The sequence below is a fragment of the Campylobacter sp. IFREMER_LSEM_CL908 genome (assembly GCF_025771545.1).
Taxonomy (GTDB): Bacteria; Campylobacterota; Campylobacteria; order Campylobacterales; family Campylobacteraceae; genus Campylobacter_D; species Campylobacter_D lari_D.
In genome coordinates, this window is sequence record NZ_JAKMQK010000004.1 from 23,045 (window position 1) to 46,410 (window position 23,366).

General features: G+C 31.0%; 20 protein-coding genes. 15 read left to right on the forward strand and 5 right to left on the reverse strand.

Translation table 11 applies throughout. The features are described 5' to 3' along the window. The first annotated feature begins 37 nt into the window (after positions 1–37). Together rrpA and L8U04_RS02160 are read left to right on the forward strand one after the other, a co-directional pair. Positions 38–367 carry a MarR family transcription factor RrpA gene (rrpA, locus tag L8U04_RS02155; protein ID WP_263662095.1) on the forward strand — a complete coding sequence of 110 codons (330 nt, stop codon included), beginning with the start codon at positions 38–40 and terminating at the stop codon, positions 365–367. Further along, the gene (locus L8U04_RS02160; RefSeq protein ID WP_220566275.1) at positions 364–816 is read left to right on the forward strand and encodes a lipocalin family protein; all 453 of its coding nucleotides are present in this window, start codon (positions 364–366) and stop codon (positions 814–816) included. Before rrpA ends, L8U04_RS02160 begins: the two co-directional genes overlap by 4 nt. On the opposite strand, the gene L8U04_RS02165 is transcribed toward L8U04_RS02160, so the two are convergent. After that, on the reverse strand, positions 813–1,895 hold the full coding sequence (locus L8U04_RS02165) for an NAD(P)-dependent alcohol dehydrogenase (RefSeq protein ID WP_263664650.1): 1,083 nt from the start codon (positions 1,893–1,895) through the stop codon (positions 813–815). The genes L8U04_RS02160 and L8U04_RS02165 overlap by 4 nt on opposite strands. 254 nt (positions 1,896–2,149) lie before the next feature. Here L8U04_RS02165 and L8U04_RS02170 point away from each other — a divergent pair, with 254 nt between their 5' ends. Beyond that, a complete protein-coding gene (locus tag L8U04_RS02170; protein WP_263709302.1) occupies positions 2,150–4,219 on the forward strand; it encodes a class I SAM-dependent DNA methyltransferase in 2,070 nt (689 codons plus the stop codon). Continuing rightward, positions 4,216–5,394, forward strand: coding sequence for a restriction endonuclease subunit S (locus tag L8U04_RS02175; protein WP_263709341.1), 1,179 nt, complete (start codon positions 4,216–4,218; stop codon positions 5,392–5,394). Before L8U04_RS02170 ends, L8U04_RS02175 begins: the two co-directional genes overlap by 4 nt. Positions 5,395–5,456: 62 nt before the next feature. Here L8U04_RS02175 and L8U04_RS02180 read toward each other — a convergent pair whose 3' ends face one another. From L8U04_RS02180 to L8U04_RS02195, 4 genes are read right to left on the reverse strand one after another with little or no spacing between them, the layout of a single operon-like run. Continuing rightward, complete coding sequence (locus L8U04_RS02180) at positions 5,457–6,638, reverse strand: molybdopterin molybdotransferase MoeA (protein WP_263709303.1); 1,182 nt, start codon at positions 6,636–6,638, stop codon at positions 5,457–5,459. 1 nt (position 6,639) lies between these two features. Further along, the gene (locus L8U04_RS02185; protein ID WP_263660539.1) at positions 6,640–7,086 is read right to left on the reverse strand and encodes a molybdopterin synthase catalytic subunit; all 447 of its coding nucleotides are present in this window, start codon (positions 7,084–7,086) and stop codon (positions 6,640–6,642) included. A gap of 3 nt (positions 7,087–7,089) precedes the next feature. Beyond that, complete coding sequence (locus L8U04_RS02190; protein WP_039617593.1) at positions 7,090–7,311, reverse strand: molybdopterin synthase, small subunit; 222 nt, start codon at positions 7,309–7,311, stop codon at positions 7,090–7,092. 11 nt (positions 7,312–7,322) lie between these two features. Beyond that, on the reverse strand, positions 7,323–8,867 hold the full coding sequence (locus L8U04_RS02195) for a multicopper oxidase family protein (RefSeq protein ID WP_263709304.1): 1,545 nt from the start codon (positions 8,865–8,867) through the stop codon (positions 7,323–7,325). A 145-nt stretch (positions 8,868–9,012) separates the two neighbouring features. Here L8U04_RS02195 and nspC point away from each other — a divergent pair, with 145 nt between their 5' ends. From nspC to putP, 11 genes are all read left to right on the forward strand, one after another. Continuing rightward, positions 9,013–10,176, forward strand: a complete 1,164-nt coding sequence (gene nspC / locus L8U04_RS02200; RefSeq protein ID WP_263709305.1) for a carboxynorspermidine decarboxylase — start codon at positions 9,013–9,015, stop codon at positions 10,174–10,176. Positions 10,177–10,312: 136 nt separating this feature from the next. Next, entirely contained in the window at positions 10,313–11,242 is a 930-nt protein-coding gene (locus L8U04_RS02205) for a formate dehydrogenase subunit gamma (RefSeq protein WP_263709306.1), read from the forward strand. A 63-nt stretch (positions 11,243–11,305) separates the two neighbouring features. Then, positions 11,306–11,986 (forward strand): molecular chaperone, encoded by a 681-nt coding sequence (locus tag L8U04_RS02210; protein ID WP_263709307.1) that lies wholly within the window; start codon positions 11,306–11,308, stop codon positions 11,984–11,986. A 175-nt stretch (positions 11,987–12,161) separates the two neighbouring features. Beyond that, a complete protein-coding gene (locus L8U04_RS02215; protein ID WP_012661099.1) occupies positions 12,162–12,365 on the forward strand; it encodes a twin-arginine translocation signal domain-containing protein in 204 nt (67 codons plus the stop codon). Positions 12,366–12,381: 16 nt separating this feature from the next. Further along, positions 12,382–15,204: a formate dehydrogenase subunit alpha gene (locus tag L8U04_RS02220; RefSeq protein WP_263709308.1), complete on the forward strand. Its 2,823-nt coding sequence runs from the start codon at positions 12,382–12,384 to the stop codon at positions 15,202–15,204. Positions 15,205–15,214: 10 nt separating this feature from the next. Then, the gene (gene fdh3B / locus L8U04_RS02225) at positions 15,215–15,784 is read left to right on the forward strand and encodes a formate dehydrogenase FDH3 subunit beta (RefSeq protein ID WP_263709309.1); all 570 of its coding nucleotides are present in this window, start codon (positions 15,215–15,217) and stop codon (positions 15,782–15,784) included. Between the two features lie 55 nt (positions 15,785–15,839). Beyond that, positions 15,840–16,568, forward strand: coding sequence for a winged helix-turn-helix domain-containing protein (locus L8U04_RS02230; RefSeq protein ID WP_263709310.1), 729 nt, complete (start codon positions 15,840–15,842; stop codon positions 16,566–16,568). Positions 16,569–16,616: 48 nt separating this feature from the next. Beyond that, complete coding sequence (gene yedF / locus L8U04_RS02235; protein ID WP_263709311.1) at positions 16,617–17,195, forward strand: sulfurtransferase-like selenium metabolism protein YedF; 579 nt, start codon at positions 16,617–16,619, stop codon at positions 17,193–17,195. Continuing rightward, positions 17,192–18,223 carry a selenide, water dikinase SelD gene (gene selD / locus L8U04_RS02240; protein ID WP_263709313.1) on the forward strand — a complete coding sequence of 344 codons (1,032 nt, stop codon included), beginning with the start codon at positions 17,192–17,194 and terminating at the stop codon, positions 18,221–18,223. Before yedF ends, selD begins: the two co-directional genes overlap by 4 nt. A 138-nt stretch (positions 18,224–18,361) precedes the next feature. Then, complete coding sequence (locus L8U04_RS02245; RefSeq protein WP_263709314.1) at positions 18,362–21,859, forward strand: bifunctional proline dehydrogenase/L-glutamate gamma-semialdehyde dehydrogenase; 3,498 nt, start codon at positions 18,362–18,364, stop codon at positions 21,857–21,859. A gap of 12 nt (positions 21,860–21,871) precedes the next feature. Next, entirely contained in the window at positions 21,872–23,353 is a 1,482-nt protein-coding gene (gene putP, locus L8U04_RS02250) for a sodium/proline symporter PutP (RefSeq protein ID WP_220566430.1), read from the forward strand. The last annotated feature ends 13 nt before the right edge of the window (positions 23,354–23,366 follow it).

Here is a 23,366-nt window from a genome sequence, read left to right on the forward strand (position 1 = left end):
TGAAATTTATGTAAGATACTATATAAAAGGAAAGTATATGGAAGAAAAGTGCGATTTTACGGAATGCGGATTTAATTATACTTTATCTTTGATTTCGGGGAAGTATAAGATGAGTGTTTTATATTGTTTATTTCGTTATGAAGTTGTAAGATATAATGAACTTAAAAGATATCTTGGTAATATTTCTTTTAAGACCTTAACACATACTTTAAGAGAGCTTGAAAATGATGATTTAATCACGCGTAAAGAATACCCACAAATCCCTCCAAAAGTAGAATACTGCCTTGCTAAAAAAGGTCAAAGTTTAATTCCTATTTTACAAGCGATGTGTGATTGGGGCGAGGCAAATCAAAAGGAAGAAAAATGATAGAATTATTAGATGGTATAAATTTAGAAAAATACATGGGTACATGGTTAGAAATGGCTAGAAAACCTGCGTTTTTTCAAAAAACTTGCAAAAGTGCTAAGGCAGAATATGAGCTAGAGTATGAAGGCTCTACGCCTATAATCAAAGTCAAAAATATATGCACTAAAGAAAATGGAGAAATCTCTCAGGCAAATGGCAAAGCTAGGGTAAAATCTCCAAGATCTTTGGCAGTTAAATTTAGTATTTTTATGAATGTTTTTAACAAGCCAAATTATGAGATTGTTTACATTGACACAAATTATCAAGTTTCTATTGTAGGTAGTCCTGATAAAAAATATCTTTGGATTTTATCAAGAGAGATTTTAGCAAAAGAGCAAATAAACTCTTTGCTTGAAATAGCCAAGCAAAGAGGTTTTGATACTAGCGATGTGATTTTTGATGAGTATTAATCCTGCTCACTCATATCGATTACATAGCGGAATTTGGCTTTTCCTGAAGTGAGATTTTCATAAGCTTTGTCAATCTCGCTTGGTTTGATGAGTTCAATTTCAGGATAAATTCCATGTTCTAAAGAAAAGTCAAGCATTTCTTGAGTTTCTTTAATGCCCCCAATAAGCGAGCCATATACTTTTTTACCGGCTTTATGTACAAAATGAATGATGTTAATGCTAGGACTTACTTCATGTGGAGGTAATCCTACTATAGCCATCTCACCACCAAATTTTAATAAATCCATATAAGCTAGCGGATCATAAGGGGTTGGTATGGTGGAAATGATGAGGTCAAATCTTTCTTTTACCGCACTTTTATCTGTACTAGTATAAAAATTACTCACACCCATAGCTAGAGCTTGTGCTTTTTTGTTTTCATTTCTTGCAAAAACACTTACTTTTGCACCCATTTTCACAGCATATTTTACTGCCATCATACCAAGCCCACCAAATCCTGCTACGGCTACGCTTGAGCCTTCTTTAATATTTGAAAATTTAAGCGGTGAGTAGGTAGTAATACCTGCACACAGCAAAGGCGCTATCTTTTCAAGTGGTGCATTTTTTGGTACATTGATAGCAAATTTTTCACTTACTACGATGTTGTTTGAGTAACCTCCATAGGTGTTTTCATTATCATGAAATACATCTTTGCAGTTATAAGTGTAGATGGTTTTACCATTTTCGCAAAATTGCTCTTGAGATTTTTTGCATGCTTCGCACTCTCCACATGAGTTTACCATGCACCCAACCCCAGCATAATCGCCTACTTTAAATTTACTCACATTTTCACCCACTGCGATGACTTCTCCTGCTATTTCATGGCCAGGTACGCAAGGGTAGGTTGCTTCGCCCCATTCACTTCTTGCAGTGTGTATGTCGCTATGGCAAATTCCTGCGTATTTGATAGCGATTAGAATGTCGTTTTTGCCTACTTTATGGCGTGTAAATTCAAAAGGTGTAAATTTAGAATCCTTACTAAGCATAGCATAACCTTTACTTTTAACACGACCATTTTCTAAAAAGATTTTTGAGTCCATTTTCTCTCCTTTGTGGTTTTTGAAATTATATTAAAGCTAGGTTTTTATTGCAATAGGGAAAATAAAGTAAGATACTATACTAAAGGTGTGTTTGTGGGTTTTGTAAAAAATATATAATTTAACTACCGAGTTTTTCTCGGTAGTTGTGAATATTTTTTAATAAAAAGTCAGTGTAAAAATTAATAATTAAGTAATTATATAGTTTGATATTGTTTTTTGTTATAATTTTTAATCGAAATTTTTTAAGGGGTATTATGAAATCTATAGAGGAAAAAGTAGAAGATTATATTAAAAGTCATCTAAATGAGTTAAAAATTAATTATTTTACCAAAACGGAATTTATAAATGATGAGATAAAAAATGCTTTGGAAAAAGCTCCAAGCAAAAGTGGTGGTGATGGTGTAAATTATCCAGATATAAAGCTTTTCTTACATACAAAAGATTGTAGAAAAATTCCAGTAGTAATAGAAATAAAAGGCATAAAGGGAAGACTTGCCAAATTTAAAGATGGTTTTATAGAAAATACAACAAAAGATAATAATCCTAATTATAAAAATATAAAAGAATATGCTTTAAATGGTGCGATTCACTATGCAAATGCGATTTTGGACTATACCTATAGTTACAACGAGGTTATTGCTATAGGGGTTAATGGTTATTATGAATTTAAAAGTGATAAGAAACCAAAAATAGAATATGCATTTTATTATTTAAATCGTAATAATCTTTCTTTACCTAAAAAGATAGGAGATTTTAATGATTTTACTTATTTAAGTAATGAATATTTAGATGATTTTATTTTAAAAATAGATTCTATAAATTTGAGTGAAGCTGAAAGAATACAGGCTATAGAAAATCTTGAAAACGATACAGAACAAAAATTAAATTCTTTAAATCAGTTTATGCATGATGATTTGTTGAATATAACTCCAAATGATAGAGTGGCTTTGTTAGTTGGTATGATTATGGCAGCACAAGGTGTAGAAAATTTAATTTCCCCTTTAAAAGTGGAAGATTTAAAAGGAGAGCAAACTCAAAATTCAAATGATGGACAAGTTTTTTTAAATAAAATAAAATCTTTTTTAGAATGTAAAAAATTACCACAAGAAAAAATAGGTTTAGTTATAAATGATTTGGAAAAAGCTTTTATATATTCAAAGCTTTATAGTGTGGAATCATATACCAATAAAGATCTCATTAGTGGACAAGAAAGTCCATTAAAAAAGATATATATACAAGTCCTCGATAATATTTTACCACTTGTAAAAAAATTAAAAACAGCTGATATAGCTGGTAGACTTTTTAACTCTATTACAAAGTGGTTAGAGGTTCCAGATAATGAAAAAAATGATGTTGTTTTAACCCCAAGATATGTTGTTGATTTAATGGTTGCTTTAGCAAAAGTAGATAAAGATTCTTATGTTTGGGACTATGCTACAGGTTCAGGAGCTTTTCTTATTTCTTCTATGAATGCTATGATTAAAGATTGCGAAGAAAATATACAAAATCCAAAAGAAAAAGAATTAAAAATAGCTCATATAAAAGCTTACCAATTACTAGGTATAGAAAAACGAACTGATATTTATTTGCTTGGAATTTTAAATATGATTCTACTTGATGATGGTAGTGCTAATTTACTGCATAAAAATAGTTTGGAATTTGAAGGAAAATATGAGCAAGGAGATAGAAAAGGAAAAGATTTTCCAGCTAATGTATTTTTATTGAATCCACCATATTCGGCAAATGGTAAAGGTTTTATTTTTGTTGATAAGGCATTGAGAAAAATGAAAAATGGCAAAGCTGTGGTGATTATTCAAGAAAATGCAGGTAGTGGAAATGGACTTCCATATACTAAAAACATTTTATCCCATAACACACTTTTAGCCAGTATTAAGATGCCGAATGATTTATTTGCAGGAAAATCAAATGTTCAAACTGCAATATATGTTTTTGAAGTTGGTGTAAAGCATGATGAAAAAAAAGTAGTTAAATTTATAGATTTTAGCAATGATGGCTATATAAGATCGGCTAGAAAAAAATCAAGAGCAAGTGTAAATTTGAAAAATACTGATAATGCTAAAGAAAGATATCAAGAATTAAAAGATGTTGTATTGTATGGTTCAAAATATTTAAATTATTATAAAGATTTTTATATAGAAGATTGTATAAATTTAGAAGGTAAAGATTGGACTTATATACAGCATAAAAAAATAGATATTAAACCAAAATTAGAAGATTTTAAAAAGTCAATTAGTGAATATTTATCATGGGAAATAAGTAATATTTTAAAAAATCAATCAAAGGATAATTTGGGAAAGCTATAAACCCTGCTTTAGAAAAATTAGAAAATGATTTTGAAAAGGCAGGGGGAAAATGGAAAGAATTTAAAATAAAAGATTTGTTTGAAAGAATAAAAACTAAAAAGTTAAAATTTTCAGCAAATAGCTTAAAAGGCAGATATGATGAAAAATTTAATCTTCCAGCATTAACAGCAGGTGTTAATAATCAGGGGTTAGCCTTTTATGTTCCAAGAGATGAAGCTACAATTTTAAAGAATGTTATTAGTGTTTCAGCGAATGGTGCAAATACCGGTGTAATGTTTTACCAACCATATGATTTTACAGTGTTGCAAGATAGTTACGCTATAAAATTTAAAGACAAGAAATTAACAGATAACCAATATTTATTTTTTGTTTCTTGTTTGCAAAAAAGAGTTAGATATAATTTTGATTATTCCAATAAAGCAGGGTGGGAAAAAATAAAAAATGAAATTATTGTAATTCCTGTATATCATAATGAAGATATCGCTTTTGATTTTATGGAAGATTATATATTACAACTGAAAATTGAAAATTTTCATAAACTAAAATTGCACTTAGAAGTTTGTGGATTACTTGATTGCAAATTAACAGAAAAAGAAAAAAAATATTTTGATATTATAAGTAATGATAATAGGGGGGGGGTAGAATCACAAAAAAGTTTTAATTGTATATTATGGAAAGAATTTAAAATAGAAGATTTGTTTGTTATAAAATCAAATCCGCAACTTAATAAAGATAGTTTTGTGTTTAAATACAATGCTCCTTATCCATACTTTACTAGAACATGTTTAAATAATGGTGTAGCAGGGTATGTGGAGTTTGTGGATAACGAGCATAAAATACTTGGAAATTCTATAGCCGTGGGAATGTTAGGTATGCAGTTTTTTTATATGGAAAAAGATTTTTATGCAGGACAATTCACAAAAACAATTTATTCAAAGAATTTTATATTAAATTCTGAATTAGCTCTTTATTTTTGTGTTTTATTTAATAAATATTCTGAAATATTCAAAGGTGTGCTAGTTCGTGATTTTGAAAAAATATTTTATAATTCTATAATTACATTACCTGTGAATTCGAACGGAGATATAAATTTTGATTTTATGGAAACTTTTATAAAAGCTATCCAAAAAGAAGCGGTAAAAGATGTTATTTTATACAATGAAGAGAGAATTTAAGCTGCTAAAAAAATAATTATACAACAGTAGGTGCTTTTTGAAAAAATTCAAAAAGCACTTGTTTAAGGCATTAAAACAATATCTACCAAATCATTTTCTTTTATATCATCATTTGCTATCATTAATGTAGCTTTGTGGTTAAGGTTGTTGATGATGGCACTTGAGCCTTGTTTTTTGCCTTTTAAATTGGCATAAATTTTTCCATCTTTAAATTCTACATTACAAGCTACAAATTCTAAATGCGAACTTTTTTTCTTATAGTCAGTATTTGCAAATGCTTTAAATATATAGTCTTTTTCTTGTAAAAGCCAAGCATTTAAAAGTTCTCTTACATATAAATTAAACATCACCATAGCCGAGTATGGAAAACCCGGTAGAGCAAAGATGAATTTATCTTCAAATTTGGCTATTTTGATGTGTTTGCCAGGTTTTACATCGACTTTATCTAAGATGATTTCATACTCTTTAACAGCTTGCTTTAAAAAGTCAAAATCCCCCATGGAAACTCCACCGGTGGTAACTAAAATATCACACGCATTAAGTGCTTGTTTTAAAACACTTGGGGTTTTTTGCATATCATCTTTTAAAAGTGGAAAAATTCTAGCTTCAGCACCAAGTTTTTTTGCCATATTAGCTATGGCTACATGGTTTGATGAGCGAATTTGTGCAGAGTGCTCTAAGCTTTCGCCTAAGTCTTTGATTTCACTTCCACTACTTAGCACGCCTATGATAGGTTTAGCAAATACACTAATGTGAAAATATCCAAGCTCAGCTAAAAGTGCTATCTCGCTATAACCTAGTTTTGTGCCTTTAGTGAGTAAAATTTCGCCCTTGGTGTAGCTCTCACCCACCTTTCTCACAGCAAAGCCTTGTGGAACTTTTTCTTTTATATAAACTACACTGTTTTTAACTTCGACTTTTTCCACAGGTACTAAGGTATCACAACCCTCACTCATTAAAGAGCCTGTAAAGGTTTTAACACATTCTTTATTTTGTATTTTAAAGCTTGGAAAAACTCCCGCAGGTACTTCACCTATGATAGATAAAGGCTCATCTTGCTCACTAAATTTAATCGCATAGCCATCCATAGAAGCAGTGGGAAATTGAGGGTTGTTAGTAGAAGCTTTGATATCTATGGCTAAAATTCTATCTAAGCACTGTGTTAAAGCGATGTTTTCTATCTTTTCATATGTTTGTATGTGTGAATGAAGTATGTCTAAACTTTGGCTATAAGAAGTTAGCATTTTAGTCCTTAGTACTTAAAATTCCTGCTCCTTGAAGTTTCAAAGAGCGTTCTTTGGCATAAATTTTTTCGCCATTAATGATATCATATTTCCATATAGGCGCACTTGCTTTAAAATCTTCTACAAAATCATTAATTAACTTAAGTCCTAATTTTCTTTGCTTGCTTAAAACCCCAGCAAAATAAGAACTCTCATGCACCTTAACTTTACCGATAGAGTGAGCAAACATCAAGCTTACATTTTCATTTACAAGTTTTTGGCACCATTTTTCAAACCAAGTTTTTAATAAAGGCTCATATATATCAAAACTTAAAGCCTCAATCTCATCTTCAGCCCTCACTATACCGCAAAATGTGATTAAAGCTCCGCAGTTTTTATCTTTAGCATATTCATACCATCTAGCATAAATGCTAGGAATTTCTAAGGCTCCTTGATGTAATTCAAACATAACTCATCCTCCACAAACCGGTGGTAATAAACAAATTTTATCCCCATCTTTTAAGGTAGTTTCATCATCAAAAACCATTTCATCATTTAAAGCAACTGCACAAAGCTCAAGCCATTCTTTTAAGCTTTCATCTTGCCCTAAAATTGCTTTTAATTCTTTAAGATTGCTTACATTTAGTTCTAAGCTTTCTTTGTTAATTGGCCCTAGAAATTCAACTTTTACCATTTTTTTTACCTTTATTCTTTTATTTCTAAAATTCCCATCATTCCAAGATCTTCATGCTCTAAAATATGGCAGTGAAACATTCTAATACCGGTAAATTTTTGACTCATTCTAAGTCTTAATTCTTCTCCAGGTCTTACATTAATCGTATCTTGCAATGCTCTGAATTTTGCTTTTGTTATTTTACCCTTAAATTTAGAAGATATGAGTTCAAATTGTGTTCCATGTATATGGAAAGGATGATCCATATGCGATTTGTTTTTTATTACCCATTCTTCTACTTCATTTAATTTTGAGGTTAAATCCGTTCTATTCATATCAAATGTTTTACCATTGATTAAAAACATAGAAGCAAGGCTTTTTTTGATTTCTTCTTCACTTTTTTTGCTAATACCATGCATTTGCATATGATCTTCACTCATAATCACTTCTTTAAAGCTTGTAGCTTCTTTTAAAGGTGGAAATTCGCGTAATTTCTCTGGTATGTTTTCTATAGTTTTTTCTACTTTAAGATCAGCTAACATAAGAGTGTAAGGTTCTTCTTTAACAAGCATTTTATCGCGGTCATAATAAGTACTTTCAAGTTTAAAATCACCCTTACTTGCTTTGATTAATACTTCTACTCTTGAAGCAGGACTTAAAAATAACTCATCTAATTCAACACCTTTTTCTATAAGCCCTCCATCAGTTCCTACTAAAATAAATTTAGCACCTTTAATGCGTAAATTTAAATATCTTGCCGCACAAAAATTATAAATACGAATTCTTTGAGCTTTGTCAAGTGTTATTTTTGGTTTTAATTGTCCATTGATAAGAACTAAATTTCCTTCTCTACCATTTAGCCAATCAAATAAATTATTATCAGGAATTTGTGCATTTTCATCTAAACGCAAATCACTAATCACCCAATCTTGTTCTTGTAAATGCGACAACGCGTCTTTTTTGGCTTTTACTACAAATACCCCTGCTAAGCCTTTATAAACTTGCTTTGCTGTGGTGTAGTGTGGGTGTGGATGATACCAGTAGGTTCCTGCTGAATTTTCTCCAAGTTTAAAGCGATAAATTCTTTCTCTACCAGGCATGATAGGATCGTGTGGGTTGCCATCTTGTTCAGGTGGTATGTCAAGTCCATGCCAGTGGATTGTAGTTGGTTCTTTTAAACTATTTTTTACCAAAATTTCTACAGTGTCACCTTCATAAACTTCTATTTTAGGTCCAGGTATAGAGCCATTATAAGTAAAGCATTTTGTTTTTTTACCTTTAACAAGCTCTATTTGACTTTCTTTGATTTCTATACTTGATCTAAAGAAATTTTTCTTTGTATTTGTGTTTTTTAGAAGTTTTAAATTTGCTAATGTTTGTCCGCTAGGAAAGTCTTTTTCATCTAATAATTTAATGTTTGGATTTTCTAGTTTTATAAAAGAAGTATTGATTTCTTTTGCGTCTTTTTGTGTATGTTTTGAGTGCATATTATGATGAGAATGATCCCCCATTGCATAAGCGCTGCTAATACTTGCTAAGCCTAAAGCATTAAATTTTAAAAATAACCTTCTATCCATTAAATTTTTACTCCTAAATTAATTTTGATTTGGATTTTGATTATAGCTATTGTTTGATTAATGATTGTAAATTATAAAAACAAGATATAATTTTAATATGATTTGTTATACAAGTGGTTTTAAATCAAAAAATTAAGGACAAATAATGCTAATTAAAAATCATTTAGATAAAGACTTTCAAACTCCTGCTTATATTTTAGAAGAAGACAAGCTTAGAAAAAATTGTGAGCTTTTGGCTAAAGTGAGTGAGCAAAGTGGAGTAAAAGTCTTGCTTGCTCTAAAGGGTTTTGCTTTTTCAGGTGCTATGGATATAGTCGGTGAGTATCTATCAGGTTGTACTTGCAGTGGGCTTTGGGAAGCTAAATTTGCAAAAGAATATATGAACAAAGAAATTCATACTTTTTCACCTGCTTTTAAAGATGATGAAATAGATGAAATCATAGATCTTTCACACCATATAGTATTTAATTCTTTTAATCAGTTTAAAAAATTTAAAGACAAAGCGAGTAAAAAGTCTCTTGGTTTGCGTTGTAATCCAGAGCTATCAGTGGCTCCAAAAGAACTTTATAATCCTTGTGGTAGATTTTCAAGATTAGGAATTCGTGCGATTGATTTTGAAAATGAAGATTTAAGTGCTTTAAGTGGGCTTCATTTTCATGCTTTGTGTGAAGAAAGTGCGTATTCTTTAGAGCTTGTGTTAAATGCTTTTGAGGCTAAATTTTCAAAATTTATTAAAAATATGAAATGGGTTAATTTTGGTGGAGGTCATCATATTACTAAAGAAGGTTATGACACGCAAAAACTAATTGATCTTTGTAAAAAATTTAGCGATAAATATGGAGTGCAAGTGTATCTTGAGCCAGGTGAGGCTGTGGGTTGGCAGTGTGGGACTTTAGTTGCAAGTGTGATAGATATAGTAGAAAATGAGAAAAAAATAGCTATTTTAGATACTTCAAGCGAAGCTCATATGCCAGATACTATCATTATGCCTTATACAAGCGAGGTTTTAAATGCTAGAATTTTATCAAGTCGTGATGGACAAAATTACAGCGAGTTAAAAGAAAATGAATTTGCTTATTTACTTGGTGGCAATACTTGCTTAGCAGGGGATATCATGGGTGAGTATGCTTTTAATCAAGAGTTAAAAATAGGACAAAAAATAGTATTTTTAGATCAAATTCATTATTCCATAGTCAAAAACACTACTTTTAATGGAGTAAGACTTCCAAATTTAATGTTCTTAGATAAAAATGAAAATTTATCTATGGTAAGAGAATTTGGCTATGAAAATTATTCAAAAAGAAACTAAAAATTGAGTTTTTTTGTAGTTTTTTACAAATTTATGTTTTTTAAATAAAACTTTTTTTAAAATAAAAATGGAAACTGAAAATTAACAAAACTATAACGCTAAGCTTTTTCTAGCGTGTAATGTTTAGGAGTAATTTATGCATAGAGTTATACTAGCTCTTTTAGCCTGTTTTAACTTTCTATTTGCTCAAGAAAATTTTGAAGTTAAAAATACTCAAATTTGGGATGTGCAAAGAGTGATGAATATAGAAAGTTATCAAAATTTTGGTGCTTTGTGGACTAAACTGCAAGGTGAGTATATTGCAAGTGCTGTTTTGATTATACTTATAGTCGTAATTTCAGCTTTTGCTTTGCATTATATGGTCATAGGTCCAAAGAAATTTTCTCATGATGGTAAGAAAATTTACGCTTTTTCAGTATTTGAAAGATTGTTTCATTTTATAGCAGCAATCTCTTGGATTATCCTTGTACCAACCGGACTTATTATGATTTTTGGATCGTATTTTGGCGGTGGATTTTTTGTAAGAATGTGTAAAAACTTACATGGTATTGCTACTATTTTATTTATCATTTCCATCATTCCTATGCTTTTGTGTTGGATTAAAAGAATGCTTCCTGCAAGTTATGATTTAAGATGGATGATGATAGTAGGTGGATATTTAAGCAAAGAGAAAAAACCTGTGCCTGCGGGTAAGTTTAACTTTGGTCAAAAATCTTGGTATTATATAGCTGTTTTTGGTGGCTTTTTGATGATAATCACTGGTGCGTTTATGTTTTTCCTTGATTTTAATTCTACTTCTTTGCAATCTATTTTTGGAATTTCTCATATAGATATTTTAAGAGCTTCAGCTATCATCCATAATATTTTGGGTATTTTATGTGCGGTATTTTTTGCTATTCATATTTATATGGCCGTATTTGCTATTAAAGGAAGTATCCACTCTATGATTAGTGGCTATAAAGAAGAAGAGGAAGTTTATATTTTACATTCTTATTGGTATAAAGAACTAAGCGATAAAAAACAAATCAATCCATCGTTTACTTACGATTCTAAAACAAAATTTTAAAATCTCACTTGATTTTTTTAAATTTTCCTTGTTATAATCAAATAAAAATAACAAGGAAAATTAATGATACAAGATATTGATCTTTCGCGTAAATATTTTTATGAATTTTTTTCAAAAGCTTTTAATTTTATCGATGAAAATGAGTTTAAAATTTGGCATGAGCAAGTTTTAGTTTTAGCTCAAAGTCCTTTAGATGATAGTTTAAAATTTGATTTTGAAAAACTTAGTGTATGTGATTTTGCAAGTTTTAAAGAAGAACAAAATGGAGTGTTTTTTGATTTTTCTTATGTGAATGTGCCTATTAGTGCTTCTTTTTATGATGAGGGTAGAGATGATGGCAAAATGAAGCTTCAAGCCTGTGAAATCATTAGAAAAACCAAATTTAGAAAAAAAGAAGATTGTAGGCAAAGTGAAGATGAATTTGGCTTTTTGTTTGCTTTTATGGCAAGTATTATTGAGCATGATTTAAAAGTTGCACAGCAATTATTTCGTTTTGTGATAAACCCTGTAATAGATGAGTTTATAGAAAAATTACAAATCCACAAAAACTCAAATTTTTACATTGCTATTGCCAATATTATGAAAGTCTTTTTTGCAAATGAAAGAGATTATTTGGAAGTACAAGCACCTATAAAAAAAGAAGGTAAAAGTATAGCAGATGAGGCTTTACAAAGACTTCCTTATGAGCCAAGACTTCCTACTAAATTTAGCAAAACAAATATAGAAGAACTTAGTAAATTATAGAAATTAATATGTATTTTGTTACCAAAATACATATTATCAAAATCATCTTTTTATGAAAATAGAAATTAAATAAAATCTTAAGTGAAAATATGCAAAATTTATTTTGTTAAGTGTATAAATACTTTGAAAATAAGTATTTATAGTTATTCTTTACTTTTATTTCAAAGGAGAGAACATGGAGGCCAATCAAAGAAGGGATTTTTTAAAAAAATCTTTGAAAATTGGTGCTTTAGGGGTAGTAGCTGGGGCAAGCGTGAATGCTTTAGCTAAAGATGATTACCAAGAGCAAAATACCGTAGTTTTAGGAAAAAGTACTAAAAAAGAAGTGCTTTATAAAAAAACTATGCATTGGGAAAAATACTACAAAATAGCTTATTAATTAAGAAAGGAAGAAGATGGCATTAGCAAGAAGAAATTTTCTTAAGCTTGCTGGTATTGCTGGTCTTGGAAGTGCGGCTTTTGGTAGTGAAAACAAAGCTATTAGAGCTGCAAGTGAACAAGAAGTAGCAAATCCTTATCCAGATTCTAAGATTGTTAGAACAATCTGTAGTATCTGTAGTGCAGGCTGTGGAATTAAAGCAGAAGTACAAGATGGAGTTTGGATGCGTCAAGAAAACGCTATAGAACATCCTATTTCTCAAGGATCACACTGCTGTAAAGGGATAGATCAAATCGATCTTACTAAATCAAAGCAGCGTATTAAATATCCTATGAAAAAAGAAAATGGCAAATGGGTACGTTTAACTTGGGAGCAAGCTATCAATGAAATTGGCGATAAAATGCTTGAAATCCGTAAAGAAAATGGACCTGATAGTGTTATGTTTTTAGGTTCGGCTAAATTTAATAACCAACAAGCTTATTATTTTAGAAAATTTGCAGCATTTTGGGGTACTAACAATATAGACCACGTTGCTAGAATTTGACACAGCGCAACAGTCGCCGGTGTGGCGAATACATGGGGTTATGGCGCTATGACAAATCATTTTGGTGATGTGACTAAACACTCAAAAATGATGATTATTTTTGGTGCAAATACTGCTGTGGCAAATCCTATCGGATTTAAACACTTATTACAAGCAAAAGATCGTAATAATGCTAAATTGGTAGTTGTAGATCCTGTATTTACAAAAACTGCAGTACATGCTGATGAATATGTAAGAATTCGTCCAGGTACAGATATAGCTTTAGTTTATGGTATGCTTCATTTGATCTTCAAAAACGGTTGGGAAGATAAAGAATTAATCAAAACTAGAACTTATGGGGTTGAAGAAATAAAAGCGGAGGCTGTTAAATGGACTCCTGAAGTTGTAGAAGATGTAACAGGTGTTCCAGCTGCTCAACTTGAAAAAATCACAAGAATGTTAGCTACAATCAAACCTGCTACGCTATTTTGGGCTTTAGGTATTACTCAACACTCGGTAGGTAGCTCCAACACAAGAATTCTAGCTATCTTACAACTCGTTCTTGGTAATATAGGCAAACCAGGTGCAGGAACAAACATCATTAGAGGTCATGATAATGTTCAAGGTGCTACTGATATGGGCTGTTTGGCTGATACTTTACCAGCTTATTATGGGCTTGATGATAATGCGTGGAATCATTTTGCTAATTTTTGGAATGTAGATAGAGAATATTTAAATTCAAGATTTTATTCTAAAGAATGGATGCATGAAAAAGGTTTTTCACTAGCAAAATGGTGGCAAGGCGTTTTACATGAAGAAAAAACTTATTCTAACTCACCTATCCGTGTGCTTTGGGTGCAAGGAACGGGTATTACTTCTATGGCGCATACGGTAAAAATTCAAGAAGCGCTTAAAAAACTTGATATGATTGTAATCGCTGAACCTTTTGTAAATGAAGTAGCAGTTTTAGCAGATCGTTCTGATGGTATTTATATTATCCCTGCTTGTACTCAATTTGAAACAGAAGGTTATGTCACTGCGACTAATCGTGCTATGCAATGGCGTTCTCAAGTAGTAAAACCAATTTATGAAAGCAAAGAAGATCAAGAGATTATGTTTGCTTTTGCTAAAAAATTCGGTTTTTATAAAGAATACACTCGTGGTATGAAAATGGAATTGAAAGATCATAAGCTTGTACAAACAAGAGATGACAATGATGATAATTTTATATGGCCTGATGATGCTACAAGAGAAATGAGTAATGGTCTTTTAAGTATAGGTTTAAGAGGTATTTCGGCTGAACGCTTAAGAAAACACCAACAAAATTGGGAACATTTTGATCCTGATACTCAAAGAGGTCTTGGTGGTGAAGTTAAAGGCGAATACTATGGCTTACCTTGGCCTTGTTGGGATGAACAACATCCGGGAACTTCTATATTATGGAATACTGATGTGCCTTATGAAGAAGGCGGTATGGGCTTTAGAAACCGCTTTGGTTTGGAGCATGAAGGACATTCTCAATTAGCAGATGATGCCTTTACTCCAAAAGGATGTAAAGTTAAAGGTGGTTACCCACAAATCACTAAGGCAAATATTGAAAAAGTATTTAATATCAAACTAAGTGATAGCGAAAAAGAATTAATGGGCGCTAGCTGGAGTACAGATATTTCAGGTATTATTTTAGAAAAATGTAGAGAAAAGAGTGCTTGCTGTTTAGGTAATGCAAGAGCTAGAATGAAAGTTTGGGAATTTGCAGATCCTATTCCGTTACATAGAGAGCCTATTCACTCACCTCGTTGGGATTTGGTTAAAAAATATCCTACTTGGGGCGATCAAGAGAAAAACTTCAGAGTTGAGAGTAAATTTATCAGCGAGCAACAAAAGAAAGATTGGAGCAAAGAGTTTCCAACTATCATTTCAAGTATGCGTTTAGTAAATTTAAGTGGTGCAGGTATGCTTGAGAGAACTAGTAAATATCTTGCTGCAATCACACCTGAAATGTTTGCTAATGTTCACCCTGAACTTGCCTTAAAATATGGTATAAATGATGGAGATATGATGTGGATTCATTCACCGCAAGGCACTAAGATTAAAGTAAAATGTGTGCATAATCATTCTGTTACACCGGATAGAATTTGCTTGCCTTATAACTTTGCGGGTATTATGCAAGGAGTGGATTTAAGTTATAATTATCCTGAAGGCACTAGACCTTATACTATAGGTGAAAGTTCTAACACGGTTACTAACTATGGTTTTGATATAAATACGCAAATTTCTGAATTTAATGCAGGACTTTGCAGACTTGAAAAGGCTTAAGGGGTAAGTTATGGCTAGAATGAAATTTTATGTAGATAATAATCGCTGTATTTCTTGCTTTGCTTGTCAAGTGGCTTGTTCAAGTGCGCACGAAGTGCCAGTGGGGATTAATAGAAGAAAGGTAATCACTTTAAATGAAGGCATAGAAGGAAAAGAGTTTTCAACAACTCTTGCCTGCCAACACTGCACAGATGCTCCATGTGAGCAAGTTTGTCCTGTAAAATGCTTTTATATTAGAGCTGATGGTATTGTTTTACATGATAAAAAAACTTGTATAGGTTGTGGGTATTGTCTTTATGCATGTCCTTTTGGTGCTCCACAATTTCCAAGAGATGGTGCTTTTGGTATTAAAGGTCAAATGGATAAATGTACTATGTGTGCAGGTGGTCCTGAGCCTACTAACTCTCATGAAGAAAGAGAACTTTATGGACAAAATCGTATCGCAGAAGGTAAAGTACCTATGTGTGCTGCGGTTTGTTCTACAAATGCACTTTTGGTTGGTGATGCAGCTGAAGTTAGTGTAATGTATAGAAAAAGAGTTTTGCTTAAGGGCCAAAATTTAGGACTTGATGCAAAATAACCCAAAGGGTGTTTACAGGCACCCTTTTTTACTACTTATAATCCAAGGTTAATTCATGGAAGAATTAAATTTACAAATTCAAAAAAATCTTGATGAAAATAATAAACTTACTTGTAAAAAAGCACTAGAGCTTTTAAAACAATACTCCAAAGAAGATTTTCAAGCTAGTATAAAAAAAATGGATGTAAAAATTTCAGATTGCGAGTTAGGTCAATTTGGAAAGTTAAATAAAAATATAGCAAAAAGTGAAATTTTAGAAAAATTAGAAACAAAACTAGATTCTAAGCGTCGCATATCATGTAAAGATGCTTTAGAATGTGCTAAAAACTTTAATATGGCTGATATGAGAGCTACGCTTAAAACTTATAAAATTGATGTTAAATACTGCGAACTTGGTTGTTTTGAAGAAAAAAAAGGTAAAAAATTTCATATAAAAAGCAAAATTTGGGTAGAAAATCCTGATGGAGAATTACTTTTTGGTAAAGGGAAAACAGATATTTTAGAATTAGTTGGAGAATGTGGAAGTATTTCCCAAGCGGCTAAACAATTAGGGATTAATTATAAAAAAGCTTGGCTTTATATACAGGATTTAGAAAAAAATATGAAAGAAGAATTACTCATTGCTAAAAAAGGAAGAGGAAGTGAAGCTGGTAGTAAGCTTACTCCAAGAGCTTATGAGTTAATTCAAAATTTTAAAATTTTACAACAAGATGTAGAAGAATACACTAATAAACGCTTTAAAGAATTATTTTTCAAGAAAAATCAAGAAAAAGATAAAACTTAATTTGAATACAAGTTATAAAAATATATCATTAAGTAAAAAAGGTAAAAAATGAAAATTGATTGTAGAGATTTAGCTTGTCCGCGTCCTGTGATAGAGACAAAAAAGGCTTTAGAAGAGTTAAAAGAAAATGAAAATTTAGAAATTCTTTTAAATTCTCAAGCTTCTAAAGAAAATGTAATGAGGTTTTTAAAATCTTTAAATTTGAACTTTAGTGTGAAAGATGTAAATGATGAAAGTATTATTAGCATTATAAAAGATGGTGGTATAGTTCAAATTCAAGAACAAAATTTACAAGAATATAATGTGTTGTTTTTAAAAAGCGATAAAGTAGGTGAAGGGGAGCTTGGGAAAAATCTAATGCTAGGTTTTTTAAAAACCTTAAAAGATTTACCTAATAAACCTGTAAAAATCCTTTGCGTTAATGATAGTGTTTTAATGAATACTGATTGTTCTCATATGGCTTTTGAAGCTATGAAAGAGCTTGAAAATTTAGGGGTTGAAATTTATAGTTGTGGGGCATGTTTGGAATTTTTTGGTAAAACTAAAGAGCTTAAAATAGGCAAAATAGGTAATGCTTATGAAATTTTAAATGAACTTTTTGGAAAGGCAAAGATTATTTCTTTATGATATATAAAGACCAAAAACTAACTCAATATGTAAAAGCTGCGGGTTGAGCTGCCAAACTAGACTCGGTGGGTCTTGACAAAATTCTTGGCATTTTAAAACCGCATGAAAACATTTTAAGTGGTATTGATAATAACGAAGATGCAAGTGTTTATAAGCTAAATGAAGATTTAGCTTTAGTGCAAACACTTGATTTTATCACACCTGTGGTTGATAGTGCGTATCATTTTGGTGTTATAGCTGCTGCCAATGCTTTAAGTGATGTATTTGCTATGGGTGCTGAGGTGATTAATGCCTTAAATATTGTAGGCTTTGATACTTGTCATTTTAACAATGAAATTTTACTTGAAGTTTTAGAAGGTGCTAGAGCTAAGGTTGAAGAAGCTGGTGCTGTGCTAGTAGGTGGCCATACTATAGAAAATGATGAATTCATTTTTGGTCTTAGTGTGACAGGTGTAGTTCATCCTAAGAAATTTATAGCTAATAATAGTGCAAAAGATGGTGATGTTATTTTACTTACTAAGCCTATAGGTAGTGGCATTATTAGCACTGCTATCAAGGCTGGTTTGCTAGAAAAAGCAAAGATTTTAAAAGCAATAAAGCAAATGAGTTTTTTAAATCTTTACGCAAGTCGTATTTTAAAGGGGTTTAAAAGTCTTAGTGCTTTAAGTGATGTTACTGGTTTTGGCCTTTTGGGACATTTAAAAGAAATGTTAAATGAAGAGATTATGATAGAAGTGTATAAAAATGAAATTCCTTTAATGGATGGAGTTTTGCCAATGGCTAATATGGGGATAATCCCAGCAGGAGCTTATAAAAATAAAGATAGCCTAAAAATTTGGGTTGATAATTTAAATGAAAAAGATGAGGATATAGTGTATTTTGATCCTCAAACTTCAGGTGGACTTTTAGCTGCAATGAGTGAAAAAGATGCAAATGAGGCTTTGAAAATTTTGAAAGATTACAATATAGAGGCAAAGATTATTGCTAGATGTGTAAGAAATACTCATAATTATTTATTATTACGCTAATATTTTATTTACAATTAAAAATATATGTTTATATTTGTTACTTTTTTACATAAAAAAATAAATTATAAATAAATATATGTTGATTTTTGTGGCTATTTTTGTATCATAAAAGATATTAATTACTAAATGGAGGAAGAAATGATACAAAAAGCTTTGCAATTAGCTGAAGAATTACAAAGAAAAATAGAAAGTAATATCTCTCAAAGTGAAAAAGAATTTCACGCCAAAATGCAAAAACTTTTAAACAATCCTAAAAATAAAGTGATGTTGATTGAACTTTTAGATCGCTCTTTTAGATGTAAAGATAAAAGTGCGAGTTTTGAGCTTATAGAGCATACTTTAAACAAATATGGTATAGCAGATTTTTTTAGTGCTTTTGAAAAATTTTTGCTTTTTTCATTTTTAAATTTTGGAAAATTTGCACCAACTCTTAGTGTGCCATTTTTCATTAAGCATTTAAGAGAAGATACTAAAGCTATGGTTTTAGATGCAAACCCTAGTGTTTTAGAGCCTCATATGCGTAAAAGAAAAGATGAAGATAAAATTACCTTAAATGTAAATTTAATTGGTGAAGAGGTTTTGGGTGAGGCTGAGAGTGCTTATAGAGTAAAAAAATATGAAGAAGCATTAAAAACAAGCTATATTACTTATATTTCAATTAAAATCACTACCATTTTTTCTCAAATTAATATCATTGATTTTGAATACTCTAAAGATGAAGTGGTAAAAAGATTGGATAAATTATATGCTCTTGCTTTAGAAGAAGAAAAAAAGCAAGGTGTGTCTAAATTTATCAATCTTGATATGGAGGAATTTAGAGATTTAGAATTAACCGTTGAAGCTTTTATGGAAAGTATTGCAAAGTATAATATTAAAGCAGGTATCGTTTTACAAGCTTATCTTCCTGATTCTTATGAATATTTGAAAAAACTTTTTGCTTTTTCAAAAGAAAGAGTTTTAAAAGGTATGAAGCCTATAAAAATTCGCTTTGTTAAAGGAGCGAATATGGAAAGTGAAGAAACTATAGCTTCGCAAAAAGGTTGGGCTCTACCTACTTTTTATAAAAAAATTGACACAGATAGTAATTATAAGAAAATGCTTGATTTTGTCTTAGAAGGCGATAATTATAAATATATTAATGTAGGTATTGCGAGTCACAATTTATTTGAAATTGCTTATGCTTATACTAGAATTTCACAAGCAGGAGCTTTATCATCTTTTACTTTTGAAATGCTTGAAGGTATGAGTTTGCAATGCTCTTATGAGCTTTCTAAAATGCATGATCTTATACTTTATGCACCGGTGTGTGATGAAGCGCATTTTAATAATGCCATTGCTTACTTAGTAAGAAGACTTGATGAAAATACTAGTGAAGATAATTTCATGAGATATTTTTTCAACCTTAAAATCAATGATAAAAATTGGCAAATGCAAAAAGAATTATTTATAAAATCTTTAGAAGGCGTTGCTAGTTTGGATAATTCTACTCATAGAACTCAAGATAGAAATAATGAGACAAAGGCTATTAGTTCTTATGAGAGTAAAGAATTTAAAAACGAACCTGACACAGATTTTATCTTAAAAGCAAATAGAGAATGGGCTAAAAATATAAGAACTAAATATGAAAATTTAGAAAATTACGATGTATATCCGGTTGTAAAAGAGGAAATTAAAAACGAAAATTTACAAGTGGTAGAAGTTAAGGATAAAATCAAAAATCGCACTATAGGTAAAGCACATTTAGCAGGCCAAAAAGAGATTAAATATGCTTTAGATGTAGCTAAGAGCTCAAATTTTAGTGATTTAAGTCATGATGAAATTTATAAGATTTTAGCAAAAACTGCTCAACTTGTTAGAGATCGTAGAGGAGATTTAATAGGTATAGCAGCTTTAGAGGTAGGAAAAACTTTCTTAGAGATTGATCCTGAAGTTAGTGAGGCTATAGACTTTTTAGAATTTTATCCACATTCTTTGGAAAAACTAAAAGAGCAAAATCCAAATACTACTTTTAAAGCAAAAGGCATAGGTGTGGTAATTGCACCATGGAATTTTCCAGTAGGTATTTCAGTAGGAACCATAGCAGCACCTTTGGCTGCAGGTAATAAAGTGATATATAAACCATCATCTTTATCCATGCTAACAGGTTATATGCTTTGTAAATGCTTTTGGGATGCGGGAATTCCAAAAGATGCTTTGATTTTCTTACCTGCTAAAGGTAGTGATATATCAAAATACTTGCTTGTTGATCAAAGTGTGAAATTTTCAGTATTAACCGGTGGAGAAGAAACTGCTTATGCAATGCTCAAAGCTAATCCAACCTTACTTTTAAGTGCTGAAACAGGCGGTAAAAATGCAACTATTGTTTCTAAATTTGCCGATCGTGATAGTGCGATTAAAAATATCATTCATTCAGCTTTTTCAAATTCAGGTCAAAAATGCTCTGCTACTTCTTTGCTTGTTTTGGAAGAAGAAGTTTATGAAGATGAGGAATTTAAAAAGACCTTAGTAGATGCTGCTAGTTCTATGGGGGTTGGAAATCCATTTGTATTTAAAAATAAACTTGGAGCTTTAGCAGATAAACCAGATGTAAAACTGCAAAAAGCATTAGATGAGCTAGCTCCATATGAAAGTTGGGCTTTAAAACCTAAATTTGTAGATGATAATCCTTATCTTTTAACTCCAGGGATTAAATATGGTACTAAAAAAGGTGATTTTACGCACATGAATGAGCTTTTTGCACCAATCTTAACTGTAATGAAAGCAAAAGATTTAAAAGAAGCTATTGATATAGTAAATTCTACAGGTTATGGACTTACAGCAGGATTTGAAAGTTTAGATGAGAGAGAATGGGAATACTTCCACACTCACATAGAGGCAGGAAATATTTACATCAATAAACCAACAACAGGAGCTATAGTTCTTAGACAACCTTTTGGTGGTATTAAAAAATCAGCCATTGGTTTTGGTAGAAAAGTTGGAATTTATAATTACATCACTCAATTTTTAGATATAGAGCAAAGTCAAGCTGATCAAAATGTTTTAGATAATGAATTAGTATCAAATTTAAATGCTTTAAGCTTGGATTTAAATGAAAAAGATAAAGCCGATTTTGAAGTCATTAAAGCTATGGCAAGAAGCTATGCTTATCATGCAAAACATGAATTTGCAAGTGCAAAAGATTATGTCAATATAAGAGGCGAGGATAATATTTTCTCTTATACAAAGGTTAAAAATATTGCTTATAGAGTACATAAAGATGATAGTTTAAAAGATATTTTAGGAGTTATTTTAGCAGCTAGTGTGCTAAATATTGATCTTATTTTAAGTTATGATGAGCATGAAAAAATAGATCTTGTGCAAAAGATTAATCAAAAAATTAGTTCAAAAACTTTATTCCTTAAAGAAAGTAAAGAAAATTTCATTAGCAAAATAGCTGATTATGAAAGAATTCGTTATTTTGCTCCATTAGATATTAATGATGAAATTTTCATAAAAGCAGCAAGTTGTGCAAAAATCATTGCCAATGCTAAGCCTTTAATGAACGGACGTTTTGAGTTGCTTTTATATCATAATGAAAAAGCTTTAAGTATATCTTTCCACCGTTATGGAAATTTAGGCATTCGTGCTTTAAAATAAAAAGGAGAAAAAATGGAGGTTGTGCACATTAATACTCAAATTGCGATAATGTTTGTCGCATATTCAGCATTAATGCTTTTTATTGGATTTTATTTTTATAAACAAAATAAAAATTCAGAGGATTATTTTTTAGGTGGTCGTTCTATGGGGCCGGTAGTTTCAGCACTTAGTGCTGGAGCTTCTGATATGAGCGGTTGGCTTTTAATGGGTTTACCGGGAGCTTTATATGTAAGTGGTTTAGCTGAAAGCTATATTGCAATAGGTCTTAGTATAGGAGCATTTTTAAACTGGGCTTTTGTAGCAAAAAGACTTAGAATTTATACTAGTGTGATTGCAAATTCTATTACAATTCCAGATTATTTTGAAACAAGATTTGATGATGATAAGCATATATTAAGAGTGGTTTGTGCTATTGTTATTTTGATATTCTTTACTTTTTATGTTTCTTCAGGACTTGTAGGTGGAGCAAAGCTTTTTGAAGCAACTTTTGGAATCCAATATGATTATGCGCTTACTACAGGAACTGTGATTATAGTTGCTTATACATTTTTGGGTGGATATAAGGCAGTTTGTTGGACGGATTTGATTCAGGGTTTATTAATGATGAGTGCCTTGATTATCGTACCTATAGTGATGATTTATCATTTGGGTGGCTTTAGTGAAGCTGTTAATATAGTCAAAGAAATTAAGCCAAATACTTTTTCTATGGGGGAAGGATTAAGCTTTTTGGGTATAGTTTCAGCGCTTTCTTGGGGGCTTGGGTATTTTGGTCAGCCACATATTTTGGTGCGTTTTATGTCTATAAGATCAACTAAAGATATTCCAACTGCTACTTTTGTAGGAATTTCTTGGATGGTTATATCTTTAATTGGAGCTTGTTTGATAGGTATTTTAGGTATAGCTTATGTGAGTAAATTTGAGCTTAGTTTGCAAGATCCTGAAAAGATTTTTATCGTAATGTCGCAATTGCTTTTCAATCCTTGGATAGCAGGTGTTTTATTAAGTGCTATTTTGGCAGCCATTATGAGCACAGCAAGTTCGCAATTGCTTGTTTCAAGTTCAACTATAGCAGAGGATTTTTATAAAAGAATTTTTAACAAAGAAGCGTCCAATAAAACAGTGATGACTTTGGGTAGATTTGGTGTTTTAGCAGTAGCTGTGATAGCTTTTATTATTTCTACTGATAAAAACTCAAGCGTATTAAGTATAGTAGCTTATGCTTGGGCAGGGTTTGGAGCAAGTTTTGGTTCTGTAATGCTCTTTTCGTTATTTTGGTCAAAAATGACTAGATATGCTGCTATTGCAGGTATGATTACCGGTGCAGTTGTAGTTGTAGTATATAAAAATTTCTTAGCAGAGTGGCTTGATTTTCCTATTTATGAAATCATTCCAGGATTTTTAGCTGCTTCTGTTGTGATTATTTTAGTGAGCATGGTAACTAAAGTTCGCCCAGGAACTAAAGCAGCTTATGAAACAATGCTAAAACATCTCTAATACTCTCGCAATA